Below are 16,728 nucleotides of genomic sequence, written 5' to 3'. Positions count from 1 at the left end.
ATACGGCGCCCAAATATACCGTTGAACTCAAAGAGTGCATTAATAAGGTCAAAAACCAACATGAAAGCAATGAAAAGATCTACGTTAGCAACTTTAATCAATGCAACGTTGTTCTCTGCTGTGGCAGGTACTTCATTCACTACGCTAGCTGAAGAAGAGCAAGCGAACAGCAATCAACTGGAAGTGATTCAAATTACTGCGCGTAAGCGTGTTGAAAATGCACAAGAAGTGCCAGTTTCAGTGTCTGCCTTACAAGGTGATAATTTAGACGCCTATAGTTCTGCTGGTATGGATATCCGCTTTATGAACGCTAAGATCCCGAGCCTATCGGTTGAATCTTCGTTTGGACGCACATTCCCGCGCTTTTATGTTCGCGGTCTTGGTAACACAGACTTCGATTTGAATGCATCTCAACCGGTTTCTTTAGTGGTTGACGAAGTTGTTCAAGAAAACCCTATCTTAAAAGGTTTCCCTGTTTTCGATATTGAGCGTATTGAAGTACTACGTGGACCACAGGGCACTTTATTTGGTCGTAACACGCCGGCTGGCCTAGTTAAATTTGACTCTGTAAAGCCAAGCCAAGAATTTGATGGCTACGCTTCAGTTGCATACGGTAGCCGCGAGTCTGTTGACTTTGAAGGTGCTGTAGGTACAGGTCTAACTGACAAAATTTCCACACGTGTATCTGTATTATGGCAAGAGCAACCAGACTACATTGATGTCCGCTCTCCTGAAGGTGTAACAAATCAGTTTGCTAAAGATGACTCATTAGGCGGTTACAGCGAGAAAGCAGCACGTATTCAATTCTTATACGAAGGTGATGACTTTACAGGTTTGTTAAACTATCACGTTCGTGACCTTGACGGTCGTCCAATTCCTTTCCGTGCAAATCTAATCGAGAAAGGTTCGAACAACATTAACCCTATTTATGATAATGATGTTGTTTATCATGATGCAGCGTCTCGCGCTGTACAAGAAGTTGAAACTCAGGGTTTAAGCTTAAAGCTCGAGTGGGATCTTGCAGAGCACACAGTTACGTCAATCACAGCTTGGGAAAGTGCTGAGATATACTCGCGCGCGGACATTGATGGTGCATATGGTAATGCATTTGCTCCAGCAATGGGACCGGGTAAAATTCCTTTCTCATCTGAAACAGCAGATGCACTTCCAGAGCATGATCAATATACACAAGAATTACGTCTTTCAAGTAACTACTCAGGTGATTTTAATTACCAAGTAGGTGTGTTCTTATTTGAAGAAGAAATGACCATCGAAAGCTTCAGCTTTGACACTGGCGTATTTGATACAGCAGCGGGCCAATATGGTTTACAAAATGGCTATGCTATCCAGAATCAAGACACTTCAGCTTGGGCTGTATTCGGTTCTTTTGATTACACATTATCTGAAAAATTAGATGTGACTCTTGGTCTTCGCTACTCTGATGATGAAAAAGAGTTCTATGCGAAAAGAACAGATAACCCAACACCTTGGAATGGTTCTCCTGACTTCCTAGAAGGCAGTGCAAATCCTAGTGACAGCCATGTGAGTTGGGATTTAAGTGCAACATATAAGCTGACGGATGATATTAACTTATTCGGTCGTTTAGCAAATGGTTTCCGTGCGCCAAGTGTTCAAGGTCGCATTGTATTTGGTGATGAAGTGACTGTCGCTGAGTCTGAAACTACAAACTCAATTGAGTTCGGTGTTAAATCAGATGTACTTGATGGTCAAGGTCGTGTGAATGCGACTGTGTTCTATTACCAAATGGATGATCAGCAGCTGACAGCTGTAGGTGGTGGTTCTAACTTTAACCGCCTAATCAATGCTGACAAAACAACCGGTTATGGTTTTGAGTTGGATACTGAGTGGGTACTTACAGATGAATTAAACGCGACGTTTAATTTGAGCTACAACAACACTGAATTAGATGATGCAAACTTAGCGGTTGCGGTATGTAATCAATGTACAGTGACAGATCCTACTTATATGGTTGAAGGCCCTAATGGACCTGAAGCACGAGCAATTTTGGATGGTAACAGCCTACCTCACGCACCTGAGTGGATTGCAAATGCAACGCTTCGCTACACTAAAGAGTTAGAAGGCGGCGATTTCTTCGTATACGCTGATACTTCTTACCGTAGCAAAATCAACTTTTTCTTGTATGAGTCAGTTGAGTTTGAAGGTAAAGCACTATTCGAAACAGGCGTAAGAGCAGGTTACGCATGGGCGTCTGGTGATAACGAATACGAAACATCTGTATTTGTACGTAACTTGTTTGATGAGCAAGTTGTTATCGGTGGTGTAGATTTTAATAACAACACTGGTATGTTGAATGAAGAGCGCTTTATTGGTGCTGAGTTCAAGGTTCGTTTCTTTTAATTTGTAACTGAAATGAATTAGTTAATCTCAAACCCGTGTTATTGGATAAATAACACGGGTTTTTTATTTCTTTAATGCAACTGTTGGAATTAGCTGATACAGTCGCATCGTAGTTTAAGTAAGAGGAGTTAAACATGTCTGGGTTTTGGAACTATCGCGTGATTTTTTGTGAAGGTAAAGATAGTGAATCACCGCTATACCAAATTCATGAAGTTGAATACAATATCAATGGTAAAGTGACTAATTGGTCAGAGACAGGTGCCGCTCCTTTTGGTCACACGATTGAAGAGTTACAAGCGGATTCTGATAGACTTAAATCAGCGTTTGAAAAACCAGTATTAAAAGTTGTTCGCAAGCAACGTGGTTATGAGTTAGTTGAAGTAGAGACGGGTGAAGAGGCTTACGCTGAGCCACCTGCAGCTTTGAAAGGCTAAATAAAAAATGATAAGGAGTGTTTATGGGTTTACAGGCAATATTATTCGATTTTGATGGTACCTTAGTAGACTCAGAGGCACTTCATTACACCAGTTGGTGTAAAGTACTTTCACCATTTAATATTTTTATCAGCGAATCTGAGTTTTGCGATGAATTCTCTGGTGTACCTACTGTTAAAACCGGCCATATTTTGCAGCAACGTTACAACCTTCCTTATTCGGGAGGTGAGTTAGCAACGTTAAAAAATACACAGTTTGTAGAAACCGCAGCCACTGAGAAACCCAAACTAATGCCACATGCAGTGGATGTGCTTTCTCTTTGTGCACAACATTATAAATTGGCTTTGGTTACTGGCAGTACACGAGCAGAAGCGCTTCCCGTATTAACACATTATCAACTGCTCGAGTTTTTTGACTATATTGTTTGCAAAGATGATGTAACCAACCCTAAACCACACCCAGAACCCTATTGTTTGGCCATGGCTAAACTCAATATTAGCGCACAAGAAGCGATTGCCGTAGAAGATTCACAAACAGGGCTAGCATCTGCGACTGCTGCAGGGTTGAAAACGGTTGTGATCTCTCACTTACACTCAGCAGGGCAAGATTTTACCAAAGCTGCGTGGCGAAGTGATAGCTTGGAAGCTATGTGGCAGCAAATCGTAAAGCCAAGTTAAACTGTACAAGTCCGATAAAGGTGCTACTTTAAAAAGAGTCATTGAAACGCAAACAAGGTGTTTTAGTTGTGATGGCTATTATTGTCTGTTTTTATCTGCAAAGGAAAGTAGCATGAAACACGTCTTTTTTTGGCTGTGTACAGCCCTAGTTATTTGCGCCAGCCCCACTTCTTTTTCTAATATTGCACCTGATGTTCAACTCGCAAAAGTATATGAGCAACGAAAACCCGTCAGCGATTACTTGGTAAGTGAAAAGTATGATGGTGTACGTGCAGTTTGGGATGGCAAGCTGCTTAAAACCCGAACAGGGCATATTATTCACGCTCCAAAATGGTTTACGGCGGTATTACCTAATCGTTGGTTGGATGGCGAACTATGGGCAGGGTATAACAACTTTGCGTTTGTTAGTAGTTTGGTGCGCAGAAAAGTACCTGATCATGAGAATTGGCAGCAAGTTCATTATCTTATTTTTGATGCTCCAGATCCACTACTGACATTTGAGCAACGCTTTGAGAAATACCAAGGTATCGTTAATGGCTTACATAGTATTCATGTTAAGCCTATTCCTCAGCACCATTTTACTAATAAAGCTCAGTTAGATGAATTTTATACGCAAGTTTTGTTGCGTGGTGGTGAGGGGGTAATGCTACATGAAAAGGCTGCTACCCATCAGGGGGGCAGAACTGCTCAAGTACTTAAATACAAGCCTAAGTTTGATGCTGAAGCGGTTGTTATCGCACATTTGCCAGGAAGAGGTAAGTATCAGGGAATGATGGGCGCAATCCGGGTTAAAACGATGGAAGGGGTCATATTTAACATCGGGACGGGATTTACTGACGAGCAACGTGTCTCTCCGCCAGCCATAGGAAGTACAATTACATTTCAATACCAAGGGTTTACCAAATACGGCAAACCGAGATTCGCGAGCTTTTTGCGAGTGCGCGACGCTTTGTAAGGAGGGATATCCTTTAAAATCGATCTGAGCTATGGTAAATTTCGTCCTTTTTTGCGAGCGGATGCGAGGTAAAAATGGTCGTTGGGTTTGATTATGGTAGCTCAAATTGTGCAATGGGTGTTATGCGTGCAGGCGCAGTCGAGTTGATCCCTTTGGAAAACTCTAAGTATTACCTTCCTTCTACTTTATATGCACTACATAACTCGCTTATTTCTGAATATGTTGCAAAAGGCATTCAGGAGAGTGCCCAGCCCCAGTACAGAGCGCAGAGAAGTGGCATATTGAAAAGCGCACAGTTTGCTCGTAGCGATTTAGATCTGATGCCGCAAGAAAGTGGTGTTTTTGTTGGCCAAGAAGCGATTGAAGAATACATCTCTATGCCAGAAGAGGGCTATTTTGTTAAATCGCCCAAGTCATTTTTTGGCGCAATAGGGCTCAAGCCTGAGCAAATTGCATTTTTTGAAGATATTGCCACAGCCATGATTATGGCGTTGAAAATGCGAGCCGAGAAATACTTAGGTTCAACGCTTACGCAAACGGTGATTGGTCGTCCGGTTAATTTCCAAGCGGTCGGTGGAGAAGATAGTAACCGACAAGCGATATCTATTTTAACCACAGCAGCGAAACGTGCGGGTTTCACCGATGTGGAGTTTCTCTATGAACCGCTAGCTGCAGGTATTGATTTCGAGTCGGAGCTGCAACAGGATCAAAAAGTGCTCGTAGTTGATATTGGTGGTGGTACAAGTGATTGCTCATTTGTACAAATGGGCCCAAGCTATCGAAATTGTGAAGATAGAAGTGCTCACTTCTTGGCTCATACGGGAAAGCGAATTGGTGGCAACGATTTAGATATTGCTTTGGCGTTTCATAAATTAATGCCTGTGTGTGGTTTAGGTGGACAATTTAAATCTGGCTTGCCTTTACCAAAGCAAGCTTTTTGGCAAGCATGCAAAATTAATGATATTCAATTGCAAAGTGATTTTTACAGTAGCGCATTTGGCCGTGAGCTTAATACCATGCTGCGTGATGTCTGTGAGCCTGAAAAGCTAAAGCGCTTGCAAGTGATCCAAGAAAACAAGATGACACATCAATTTGTTAGGCAGGCCGAACTTGCGAAAATTGCATTGAGCGATGATAGTGCGCATCAAGTTGATTTATCATTTATTGAAAATGATTTGGTTCAAAGCCTTAATCTGACGCAATTAACTGAGTCTGTTGAGTCGAGCTTGCAACAGGTTGTTGCACTAGCCGAGCAAGCGATTTCAGATGCAGGCACTAAGCCTAATGCCATTTATTTGACCGGAGGTAGTGCACAATCGCCATTGTTGAAAAGTGCATTGCAAGCAAAGTTGGGCGATATTCCAATGTTAAATGGTGACAATTTTGGTAGTGTCACCGCTGGGTTAACAAAGTGGGCCGAACGTATTTATCGTTAGCGAATACGGTTTGAAATATACTCTGAATAATCGGGCTGTGTTCTAGGCAGCTCAGTATTCATCAAAGTCGAAGTCAGCAGCATATCTGCGCTGGCTTCATTACACGCTACTGGAATATTCCAAACTGCGGCCAGTCTCAATAGTGCTTTAACATCAGGATCATGGGGCTGAGATGACAAAGGGTCCCAAAAGAATATCAACATATCAATTTGTTGCTCGGCAATTTTGGCCCCTATTTGTTGATCTCCACCCATTGGCCCGCTCATTAACTGTGTTACTTCTAGCTCTGCTTGTGACGTTATCAGTGCGCCTGTGGTGCCCGTCGCACTCAAAATATGCTTGGCTAAAATGGTTCTATGCGTTTTGCACCAATTAGCCATACTTGATTTTTTGCCATCGTGGGCAACTAAAGCAATGCGCTTGGTCGCAGGAATATTAGCTTGTGTGTATTTCATAAGATTCCTTACAACAATAGGTTAACTGCCAATGCAATAAAAATGGCTGCAGATATTCTATCTATCCATATAGGCGCTTGTGGATGACTTCTAAAGTAGCCAGCAATTTTATCTCCACCATAGACATATACACAATCAACAGGAAAAGCCAATATGGGGTAGAGTAGACCAAATAGCGCTAATTGAACTGTCGTGGATGTATCTAAACTGGTATCAACAAATTGAGGTATAAAGGCGATGAAAAAAAGCGCAACTTTAGGGTTAAGTACTTCGGTCATCATTGCCTGAAAAGTCACGTTCTTACTTGATTTGCTCGGTGTACTATTATCATCCTCAGATTGTTCGTCGTTGGTGTCAGATAAGGTCGCTTTAAAGGTCATTATCCCGAGATAAGCGAGATATCCGGCACCGAGGTACTGGACTGCTGTGTAGGCCGTTTCAGACGCTTTTAAAATAGCAGACAAGCCAACGACGGCAAAAATGGTGTGGACCACGCCACCGAGCGCAAAGCCCAAAGCACTTTGCATTCCAGCTGTTTTACCATGGGTAAAAGTTTGTGCCATCAAAAATGCATTTGAAGGCCCTGGAGCGATAGCAATAATGAAGCTTGCAAATAAAAATGAAATCAAAAATTCAGGATTCAGCATAATAGAGTAAATGTAATACAGTTGGATGTCAGTTTAATCACTTGGGAACTGGTTGAAAATGCTTTATTGCGTTTTTTTAAAACTATGCGGGTCATATGAACCCGCATAACAAGGTTGGGGGATCTTGATTCAATATAAATAAATGCTAAAAAAGAAGTCTAGTGCCTTCTCAACAACAGCCTGTGCAGCTATTAGATACAGTATGCCGAGCAGATGTGACAGTTTTACGACTACATAGCAAAAAGTGTCACGTTAATTTGCACTATGTAACGCTTGACGATGTTTTGAGAACAACAGCATTAAAAAAGGCAATCCCATGCACAGGTGTAGCGCTAATTGCAATGGTGCAGTCAGTCCCAACGGTTGAGTTAATACAGCTAAGAGTCCAGCACCACTCATTTGCATCAGGCCTATTAATGCGGAAGCGGTACCAGCTTGTTTTGGAAACTCTGCTAGCGCATTGCCTGCCGCGGCACCAATGGTAAAAGCAAACCCTATCGAAGCTAGATACATTGGCAGCATATAATAAGCGGCTGTTATTTGCGGCAGCATGAGGATGATAGCACCTGCACTGCAAAATAAAGTGAGCCCAAATTGTAAAGCGCGACGACTATGACGTTTAATAAACTGCGGTGCTACAAAACTGGATACGATGCTGATAAATGCGTTCAGGGCGAACCAGAAAGTAAAGTCCGCCATAGGGAGATTTAAATGAGACATTATCCACCCAGGTGCACCGACTACAAACACGAGCATTGCCGACATACACACCATGGTAATTGATGCGTTAAACATAAATTTGGGGCTGCTGAACATAGAGCCAAATCGGCGAAAATCGAGGATATGACCGTTGTAAATAGAGTCCTCAGGTTTCGTTTCTTTAAAAATGAAAAATAGTAAAATTAGGCCAAATACCGCAAAGACAAATAAAAACGCAAAATTACTGCGCCAGCCAAACTCAACAGTTAGCCATGCACCTAAAATAGGTGCTAGTGCAGGAATAAAGCAGACAATGCCATTTAAATATGTGATCATCTGGCCACTACCTTTATTACCAAAGCTATCTCGCACTACGGCAAAAGCACTGACAAAAGTGGCACATGCGCCAAGACCTTGCAGTACCCGAGCAAACATCACTGATTCCCATGTATCCACAACTGTGGCCAGCGCGGCACCAATCATAAACAGGCTTACACCAGAGAGGGCTATTGGTTTACGACCATATTTATCTGCTAATGGCCCAGCAATTAATTGTCCGAGTCCCACGGCAAGCATATAAATACTGACAGTTTGTTGAATTTTAGCTTCGCTTACTGCTAGTGCATTTTGCATATCGACAAAGGCGGGTAAGTATAAATCAATACCAAGCGGGCAAAATATAACCAACAGGGCGAGGATGAAAATAAGTGATTTACTGGTGTGGTGTTGCATGCTGTCTCCTTTTCGACGCTATTGTATTGCGCGCAGAAAAAAAAGACAGGACAAATCGCCGTAATACAATAATATTTTATTAATCGAAAGAGTTTTATAAGAATTATGAATGAATAGTAATCATTAAAAACAGTGCTTTATTTTATTTGAGTTCAGAAACTTTGTTGTACTTTTTTTATTAACTGATGTTTTTAACTTACTTGGTGGGTGTAGATAAATGCACTTTTTTATATATGAATAACACTAGAGTTAACTGGTCTGATGTGTTAGGTTTAACCAAAAAGGCAGGATAGTTTATGGCAAGTTCACTGTTAAACACTTATAAAAAATTTCTTTGGCTACCTTTTGGAAACTGGTTATTTAGTAAAGCGGTATGTAAGAGAGCGCCATACTTTTCGACCATTAAACCTAAAATCACTCATTTAAGTAGTGGTAGAATTTGTGCGCAAATGCCTAATCGTCGTGCGGTGCATAACCATATTGGTACAGTGCATGCCATTGCCCAGTGCAATTTGGCAGAGCTGTGTGCTGGGGTCGTCACTGACGCAACAGTTCCTGTGAACTCCCATAGATGGATCCCCAAAGGTATGACAGTACAATATCTGAAAAAAGCTGATAGTGATCTAAAAGCTGAAGCGGTGATCCCTTTACCACATCAGTGGCAAGATAAAGAAGATTTAATCGTTCCAGTTGAAGTGTTTAATGCTGAGGGCGTGAAAGTGTTTCACGCCGATGTGACAATGTATATAACAGCGAGAAACTAGGCCTGTTCTTGCTTTTCAATCGGGGTGACATTTGAAAGGTCTGTTTTGTGCGTAAGTTGACCTTCAATATGCGCCCCAGCTTCAATGCTCAAGGTATCGTGAATTATATCGCCATGCACTTTAGCTGAAGGTTCTAAGCGGACTTGTTGTGCAGTGATACAGCCGTTGACAGTGCCTTTCACATGAACTTGTGTGGCTTTAATATTACCCTCAATTGTCCCTTGCTCACCAATTACTAAGTGCTCGACATCAAGGTTGCCAGAAACAATGCCATCAATTTGAATTTCACCTTCGCAGTGAATGTCACCAATGACTTTGGTGTTAGGAGAGATCATGGCGACGTAGAGCGCTGAGGATTTATTATTTTTTAATTTATTGAACACGTTCGAGTACTCTTGCAAGTTTAACAGGGTTAATATGCTTTTTATCCTGTAATACTTCGTAGTGCAAGTGTGTACTGGTACTTCTTCCTGTGCTGCCCATTAATGCAATTACATCAGATTGCTTAACTTGTTGGCCTTTTTTTACTTTAATAGTATGCAAATGCCCATAACGTGTCGTGATCCCATTGACATGTTGAATTTCAATAAATTTGCCATAACCGCCATATTTTCCGGCTCTGATAACTTTACCATCTGCGGGTGCGATGATTTCTGTTTTGTGCCACCCAGCTAAATCGACGCCTTTGTGGTAGGCACGGCGACCGTTAATTGGATCTTTTCGATAGCCAAATGCACTAGAAATATAATATTTGTCTTCTTTAACCGGCATACTTGCTGGCAACTTTTGCACTAAGCGCTCTAGCTGGTTCAATTGTACAGAACTGTCAATAGCGTTGAGATACGCTTGAGGCAATTGATCACTTTGAACTTGGTGATAAGGACCACCTTGCGCTTCATTTGACGTGTTTGCTTTGATGCCCGCTTCTTGCATGCCCGCGAGTAAAACTTGATTTCTGCGTGCGATCAAATTGTGCAATTGGTTAAGTAGCTGGCTTTGTGCGTCGTTTAGTTCTGTCGCATGATGATGAAATGATTCCGTATGTTCTTCGTGAAGTTCTAATGATTCGGCATTCACATCGCTATTTTCATGAGATTCTGATGGGAGCGGGCCTGTTTCACTCACCTCACCTTCAGTCAGCGTATTGGGGAGCGAAGCCATAAGCTCATTTAATACTGCATGCTGTGCATCGAGCTGCGCTATGCGCGTTTGCTGTTGTGCTAGTTGTGTCTCAAGTGCAGCCTGCTTACTAATAAAAGCAGCTTCTTTGCTTGAAACTTCATCGGACAGCGCAAGTAAATGCGTTTTTTGTATGAAATATTGTGAGGTTGTAAAGCCAAGCCATGCCAAAGTTGTGATTAGGCATATTACAATGGTGATTTGAACCCAAGCTGGTATTGCCAATAAGATAACTTCGCCATTTTGACGTAGCATGACTTGTTTGGGTTGAAACAGCTTTAAAACTAGGCTTTTGATAACGCTTAACATAACACTTAAAAATTTAGATAACGCCTAACTCTAACAATTTTTATACAAAAAGCCAGTATAAAATCATAAAAAAAAGGCGTGTTTATGCACGCCTTTGATTTGAATGAAATTATTTTATTCAATTATTTTGCAGGAAGTACTGTGCCTTCTACTGAGCCGAAGCCGATGCGGTTGAAGCCGTCTGCTTCACACCAGCCGCGCATAATTACCTTGTCACCGTCTTCAAGGAATTTACGCTCTTCGCCATTGCTTAAAGTGATCGATTCTTTACCGCCGCGAGACAGTTCAAGTAATGAACCTGCTTCTTCATGTTCAGGACCTGACTGTGTGCCTGAACCTAGCATATCACCTGGTAAGAAGTTACAGCCATTGACTGTGTGGTGCGTAACCATTTGTGCAACTGTCCAGTAGCTGTGTTTGAAGCTTGACTCAGATACTTTGCTTGGTGCGGCATTTTCGCTGCGCATCTTATCTGTTTCGATAAGTACGTCCATTTGAATATCAAATGAACCTGTCTCACGGTTTTGTGCAGACTCTAGGTAGCTCATCGGTTGTGGGTCGTTTTCGTCACGGTGCCACGCAGTACGGTATGGTGCTAACGCTTCTGTTGTTACAATCCATGGTGATACTGTTGATGCAAAGTTTTTCGCAAGGAATGGACCTAAAGGTTGATATTCCCATGCTTGTAGGTCACGTGCTGACCAGTCATTAAATAGACAGAAACCGAATACGTGGTCTTCTGCATCTTCAATCGCAATTGCTTCACCTAGTTCATTGCCTTTACCAAGGTAAATACCTAGCTCTAATTCGTAATCTAGACGTTTACAAGGGCCGAATGACGGCGCGTCTGCATCTGGTGCCTTAGTTTGACCTTTAGGACGCGGGAAAGTCTGACCTGATACATCAATTGATGAAGCACGGCCATGGTAGCCGATTGGTACCCACTTGTAGTTAGGCAGAAGTGGGTTGTCAGGGCGGAACAAGCTACCTACTGCAGTTGCGTGATAGATTGATGTATAGAAATCAGTGTAGTCACCGATGTGACACGGAAGTGCATATTCTACGTCATCTTGCGCTACAAGTGCACTTTCAAGGGCACTTTGATGCTCAGAGCCTTCGCGTAATGCACGAGAAAGTGCTAAACGTAAGCCTGACCAATGTGCTTTACCTAGACCCATGAATTCGTTTAGTGCTTGTGCATTTGCAGCTTCAACGGCTTCTTGTGCTACACCGTCAAAGATGTTTGCAGCAGCAACGGCTGCTAGGTCTAATACCTGATCACCAATGGCTACGCCGCCACGGAACTCTTCATTGCTGCCTTTGCGACGAAATGAAGCAAACGGTAAGTTTTGAATTGGGAAATCGTTACCTGCCTGGTTTGCACTTGCAACCCAGCTTTTTAAATTAATATCGTGTGTTTCATTGATAAAAGACATGGTCTTTCCTTTTTTCTACAAGCTGCATATGACTATGCATTTTTATTTGTGCTTTCGCCAGAATATGGCCAAGTTTAAATAGCAAAAGCAGCTTAGAAAAGCTGCTTTTTAATTTGTCTTTACTGGTGGATAATTAAATCACACCACGACGCTCTTGGTCACGTTCAATTGACTCAAATAGAGCCTGGAAGTTACCTTCACCAAAGCCACCGTCGTCAACACGTTGGATCATCTCGATGAAGATAGGACCGAATAGGTTTTTCGTGAAGATTTGAAGTAGGTAGCAGTTTTCGCTCTGGCTATCTACTAGGATCTGGTGATCTTTGATCTTTTGCTTATCTTCAGCAACCCAAGGAACACGGTCGAAAATTGTATCATAGTAGTGATCAACAATATCTAAAGTCGCGATGTTTGTTTTGTCTAGCTTATCTAGAGAGCCAACAAGGTCGTTCGTTAAGAATGCAAGGTGCTGTACGCCCGGACCATTGTACTCGTCTAGGTACTCATCGATCTGGTTGTTGTTGTCATCTTTACCTTCATTGATTGGAATCGAGAAAGTACCACAAGGTGACTTAAGTGCGTAAGAAAGTAGAGCTGTCTTCTGACCTTTGATGTCGAAATAACGCACTTCTTCAAAGCCAAATACGCCTTTATAGAAGTTTGCCCATGTTTCCATTGTGCCTTTGTAAACATTGTTAGTTAGGTGGTCAATGCGAATGAAACCTTTATCTTCAACAATGTTTTGCTCTTCTAGGTCTTCAAAATCATTTTCAAAGATAGAGCCTTTGTCACCGAATACATCGATGAAGTAAATAAGGCTGTCACCGATACCGTAAATAGCAGGGTACGGTAGGTCTTTGTTTGCAGAATCAGTCGCTGGTTTTGCACCACGCTCTACAGCAATGTCAAACGCTTTTTGTGCATCTTCTACACGCCAGCCCATTGAACAAATAGCTGGACCGTGTGACTTAGCAAACTCGGCAGAGAAACCGCCACGCTCGTTGTTTAGAAGGAAATGGATTTCGTTCTGGTTATAATGAACGATGTCTTTACCTTTAAACTTTTTAAGTTTAGAGAAACCAAAATCAGTAAAGATTTTGTCCATGTAATCTGCGTCTGGGGTTGCGTATTCAGTAAATTCGATACCTACAAGGCCAAGAGGATTATTTACTTCACTCATTGTCATTCTCCTGCATTAAGCACTGGATTGCTTGTTGTAATTTATGCAGTGGATAATTAATCAAAATGACCTAAAGTGAAAGGTTTAAACACCAATTCACTCATGGCTGTTTTGTAAATTTGATTGCACATTTGGTGCCGTTTTAAGACAAAATGAAAACAGACAATTTTTTTAGATTGAAAAGCTGTAATTAAACTGAAAATTAGGTTGTTAATTCGCTAATTTTAGAAAGAAGTATAATTTTAAGGTGTTGATTTTATTTGGTTTTTGTGTTTTTGATATGATTGTTCAATAAGTCTGCAGTGATATACGCGATGTGAATCAAACAGGTAAATAAAGGGTGTGCTGTAAATTATTTTGTACATTTTTAGGTTGAGATATGAAAAAGCCGCGCTGAAAAGTGCGGCTTTTTCGTAAATTTTATTTATGTGTTACTGTCTTTCGCCAGTCACTTCGAGCTCTTTTTCAAGATAGTGAGCTTGGGTGTGGGGCTCATTGTCACCCTCAGCACCATGCATCCAGTCAACTAGCTTGTTACTTAGCAAGTACATCGCCAGCGCAGATATGAGTGCTGTTGCACCTAAACCAATAAAGATACCCATTGCGTTCCCCATCGCTTCTTGGCCTTCGCCAATGAACGAACCGACAAAGCCGGCAATTTTATTTGCGACTGCCGTACATAGGAACCAAATACCCATAAGCAGTGATGCAAGACGAAGTGGTGCCAGTTTACTCACCATTGATAAGCCAATTGGAGACAGGCAAAGCTCACCTAGGGTGTGGAACAAATAAAATAGTACTAACCACATCATACTGATCTGCAAAGTACCTCCGGCTGCTGCGCCTTCGGTCATTAGTGCCAGCATCATAGTTAAGAAGCCAAGTGCTAAGAAAACTAGGCCAATTGCAAATTTCACCGGAGAGTTTGGCTCTCGCTTATCGAGCTTTAACCATATCATGGCGACAATAGGCGCAAAGATGATGATGAAAATGGAGTTTAAAGATTGGAACCAAGAAGCTGGAATTTCAAAGCCCATCAGCATGCGATCTGTATAATCATTGGCGAATAGGTTCATCAATCCACCGGCTTGTTCAAAGCCCATCCAAAAAATAATGCTAAATACAGACATCGTGAAAATGACGCGAATACGGTCTTTTTCAACTTTAGTTAATGGCTCTTTTGTGCCAGATTCTGACTGCTGCTGTGATAACTTCGCGGCTGGTACGACGCCAATATCACCCAAGTACTTTTGACTTAGTAGCATTTGCATGACAACAGAAATCACCATGCCAATACCTGCAGCGACAAAACCAGCTTGCCAGTTTATTTCAGATGCAACATAGCCTGCGACCAGTGGACCTAATGCGCCACCTAAGTTAATTCCCATGTAGAAGATGGTAAATGCGCCATCACGACGCTTGTCACCTTCTTCATATAAATCGCCCACCATTGTAGAGATATTTGGCTTGAATAAACCGTTACCGATACACAGTAGTGTTAGTCCAATATAGAAGACATTTTCTTCTTGGCCTGCGACCACACTGTGAGGGATGCCCATAATGAAATGACCTGCTGCCATTAAAATACCACCAATGATGATGGCTTTGCGCTGTCCCAGTACGTTATCTGCTAGCCAGCCGCCAAATAGCGGAGTTAAGTATACGGCCATGGTAAAGGTGCCGTATAAGCTAAGTGCGTCAGCATTAGTCCAGCCAAAACCGCCACTTTGTACCTGAGCTACTAGATAAAGTACTAAAATTGCACGCATGCCGTAGTAGCCAAATCGCTCCCACATTTCCGTGCCGAATAGTAAGAATAGGCCCTTAGGGTGGCCTAAAAACTCACCTCGATTAGGTATTGAATTCATATTTATTACTTCCAGATTTATCACATGTGTGTTGTATGGCCTTTATATCATCGATAAATTCATACTTATATAAGTGTGAATTTGTCTGTTATTAATTGGGAGGCCAGTTCCCAAAAGATCTACGTGCGAAGTCAGTATTGACTAACTATTCACGAAAAACGCGTCAGTATACCCAGCAAGGTGGCTATGGGGAAGCCTTACCAGACAGGTTTAGAGACGATGTGGCATAAAAAAACCAGCCAAGAGGCTGGTTTTTAAGATTAATAATTATTAACGGCAATAATTATCGACAAAAGTTAGGTCGTTAATATGCTCAGGGCCTTCCATCAGCTCTGTCGCGACTGCTGTATTTGGGTTAAGCGAGTAGATTTTTGCATTCTGGCCACTTTGACGACCCGACACGTACAGGGTGCCAGTGTCTGAAATGGCAAGGCCAGACGCCCAATTCACGCCATGCTCTCCAATCTTGGTGAGGCTCATGTCTGCTGTATCTAACGTATATAGTGCTTTACCGGTTAATACGTATAGCGTGTTGTTGTCAGCTGAGTAAGCGATATCGCCATGACTAAATTCATCACCAGCGTATTTCAGCTTACCTAATACAGTTTTTTCACCAGTCTGCAAATTGTAGTCATACATGTAAGTTTTACTTGTAGCACGCAGGTGTATACCGTCATCACTGACTGCAGAGCGGTAAATCGGCCATGATGTCGCATTGGCCACCGCTGTCTCAACATTACCATCTAAATCAAGTGACCATAATGTAGAGGCCTTGGTTTGACTGTCATTTTGTTCCATGAAATACAGCACGCCATCTTTACTCGCGATATTTGACGCGGTATGAGACACGCCAGAAACTTTACTGTAAGTCATGGTGTCTAAATTGAAATTGAAGATATAACCATCGCCCGCACTACCATAGTTATTGATGCCAAATAAACCAGTGACGCAATCTGCTGTCACAGATACATTGTCTAACAAGGCACCGTATGAATCTGATGTGCCGCTACCTGAAAACGCGAGTGTGCTCTGAGCGCTGTCTGCTGTTACAGTGACTGTCACGTGCTGCCAACCACGGTTAGCACCATTAAGGTTCGCGATAATTTGACCGTTCCAGGTAACTGTTGCTTGGTTTGTTTGGGTGTTGTTGCGCACTCTCGGAGAGTAATAAAAACTGACCACATAACGTTTACCAGCTTCGGTAGCAATGTTCTGATATGCAGTGTAGTTGCTGGTTGAGTCTAGCTCTAAATACTGCGAGCCATCTTGCGGTGTGATTAGGCCGAGTCTATCGGTTTGAATTTCAAAGCGTGCACCTGTGCGCTGCCAGCCTGAAAGGTTATCGAAGAGTTTCCAAGTCCCTGAGATATTTCCTGATTGTTCAAATGAACCATTGGCAATTAGATTATTCTCTGCCAGAACATTCTGGCTTGCTGTCAATGCAGTAACTAATAATACAGATGACGTGGATAGCTTCATATATTACTCCCAACTTGATTACATAACATCCGTTGTTAGTAAAATGTTAAATTAAAATGCCTTTGTCTAATCTTATTTTCCTAGTTTTGAGTGCTGAGG

At 42.1% G+C, this 16,728-nt stretch carries 15 protein-coding genes; 6 read left to right on the top strand and 9 right to left on the bottom strand.

Annotated features, from left to right (window positions below; translation table 11 throughout):
• Positions 1 to 60 precede the first annotated feature (60 nt).
• From QNM16_RS07500 to yegD, 5 genes are all read left to right on the top strand, one after another.
• Positions 61 to 2,379, top strand: a complete 2,319-nt coding sequence (locus tag QNM16_RS07500) for a TonB-dependent receptor (RefSeq protein ID WP_284019937.1) — start codon at positions 61 to 63, stop codon at positions 2,377 to 2,379.
• 134 nt (positions 2,380 to 2,513) lie between these two features.
• Positions 2,514 to 2,813, top strand: coding sequence for a hypothetical protein (locus QNM16_RS07495; RefSeq protein ID WP_063361786.1), 300 nt, complete (start codon positions 2,514 to 2,516; stop codon positions 2,811 to 2,813).
• A 23-nt stretch (positions 2,814 to 2,836) separates the two neighbouring features.
• Positions 2,837 to 3,490, top strand: coding sequence for an HAD family hydrolase (locus QNM16_RS07490; RefSeq protein WP_284019936.1), 654 nt, complete (start codon positions 2,837 to 2,839; stop codon positions 3,488 to 3,490).
• Positions 3,491 to 3,602: 112 nt separating this feature from the next.
• A complete protein-coding gene (locus QNM16_RS07485; protein ID WP_284019935.1) occupies positions 3,603 to 4,445 on the top strand; it encodes a DNA ligase in 843 nt (280 codons plus the stop codon).
• Positions 4,446 to 4,519: 74 nt separating this feature from the next.
• Entirely contained in the window at positions 4,520 to 5,881 is a 1,362-nt protein-coding gene (gene yegD / locus QNM16_RS07480) for a molecular chaperone (protein WP_284019934.1), read from the top strand.
• Here yegD and QNM16_RS07475 read toward each other — a convergent pair.
• The 3 genes from QNM16_RS07475 to QNM16_RS07465 all read right to left on the bottom strand — a co-directional run bounded on the left by QNM16_RS07475 (position 5,878) and on the right by QNM16_RS07465 (position 8,414).
• Positions 5,878 to 6,336 carry a methylglyoxal synthase gene (locus QNM16_RS07475; protein ID WP_284019933.1) on the bottom strand — a complete coding sequence of 153 codons (459 nt, stop codon included), beginning with the start codon at positions 6,334 to 6,336 and terminating at the stop codon, positions 5,878 to 5,880. The two genes, yegD and QNM16_RS07475, sit on opposite strands and share 4 nt — an antisense overlap.
• 8 nt (positions 6,337 to 6,344) lie before the next feature.
• Complete coding sequence (locus QNM16_RS07470; RefSeq protein ID WP_284019932.1) at positions 6,345 to 6,983, bottom strand: LysE family translocator; 639 nt, start codon at positions 6,981 to 6,983, stop codon at positions 6,345 to 6,347.
• A 252-nt stretch (positions 6,984 to 7,235) separates the two neighbouring features.
• Entirely contained in the window at positions 7,236 to 8,414 is a 1,179-nt protein-coding gene (locus QNM16_RS07465; RefSeq protein WP_284019931.1) for a multidrug effflux MFS transporter, read from the bottom strand.
• A 296-nt stretch (positions 8,415 to 8,710) separates the two neighbouring features.
• On the opposite strand from QNM16_RS07465, the gene QNM16_RS07460 reads away from it, so the two are divergent.
• Positions 8,711 to 9,178 (top strand): hotdog fold domain-containing protein, encoded by a 468-nt coding sequence (locus QNM16_RS07460; protein ID WP_284019930.1) that lies wholly within the window; start codon positions 8,711 to 8,713, stop codon positions 9,176 to 9,178.
• Here the strand turns inward: QNM16_RS07460 and QNM16_RS07455 are convergent.
• The 6 genes from QNM16_RS07455 to QNM16_RS07430 all read right to left on the bottom strand — a co-directional run bounded on the left by QNM16_RS07455 (position 9,175) and on the right by QNM16_RS07430 (position 16,629).
• Positions 9,175 to 9,561, bottom strand: coding sequence for a bactofilin family protein (locus tag QNM16_RS07455; RefSeq protein WP_063361778.1), 387 nt, complete (start codon positions 9,559 to 9,561; stop codon positions 9,175 to 9,177). The genes QNM16_RS07460 and QNM16_RS07455 overlap by 4 nt on opposite strands.
• Complete coding sequence (locus tag QNM16_RS07450; protein WP_284019929.1) at positions 9,551 to 10,666, bottom strand: M23 family metallopeptidase; 1,116 nt, start codon at positions 10,664 to 10,666, stop codon at positions 9,551 to 9,553. The genes QNM16_RS07455 and QNM16_RS07450 overlap by 11 nt, the downstream gene beginning before the upstream one ends.
• 122 nt (positions 10,667 to 10,788) lie before the next feature.
• Complete coding sequence (gene fahA / locus QNM16_RS07445; RefSeq protein ID WP_284019928.1) at positions 10,789 to 12,102, bottom strand: fumarylacetoacetase; 1,314 nt, start codon at positions 12,100 to 12,102, stop codon at positions 10,789 to 10,791.
• Between the two features lie 133 nt (positions 12,103 to 12,235).
• Positions 12,236 to 13,282 carry a 4-hydroxyphenylpyruvate dioxygenase gene (gene hppD / locus QNM16_RS07440; protein WP_284019927.1) on the bottom strand — a complete coding sequence of 349 codons (1,047 nt, stop codon included), beginning with the start codon at positions 13,280 to 13,282 and terminating at the stop codon, positions 12,236 to 12,238.
• 431 nt (positions 13,283 to 13,713) lie between these two features.
• Positions 13,714 to 15,150: a peptide MFS transporter gene (locus QNM16_RS07435; protein ID WP_284019926.1), complete on the bottom strand. Its 1,437-nt coding sequence runs from the start codon at positions 15,148 to 15,150 to the stop codon at positions 13,714 to 13,716.
• Positions 15,151 to 15,420: 270 nt separating this feature from the next.
• Positions 15,421 to 16,629, bottom strand: coding sequence for a DUF642 domain-containing protein (locus tag QNM16_RS07430; RefSeq protein ID WP_284019925.1), 1,209 nt, complete (start codon positions 16,627 to 16,629; stop codon positions 15,421 to 15,423).
• Positions 16,630 to 16,728: the final 99 nt, after the last annotated feature.

It is taken from the genome of Pseudoalteromonas umbrosa (genome assembly GCF_030125375.1).
GTDB lineage: Bacteria > Pseudomonadota > Gammaproteobacteria > Enterobacterales > Alteromonadaceae > Pseudoalteromonas > Pseudoalteromonas umbrosa.
The sequence above is the reverse complement of the archived record's forward strand: the minus strand, read 5'-3'. Positions and strand labels throughout refer to the sequence as shown.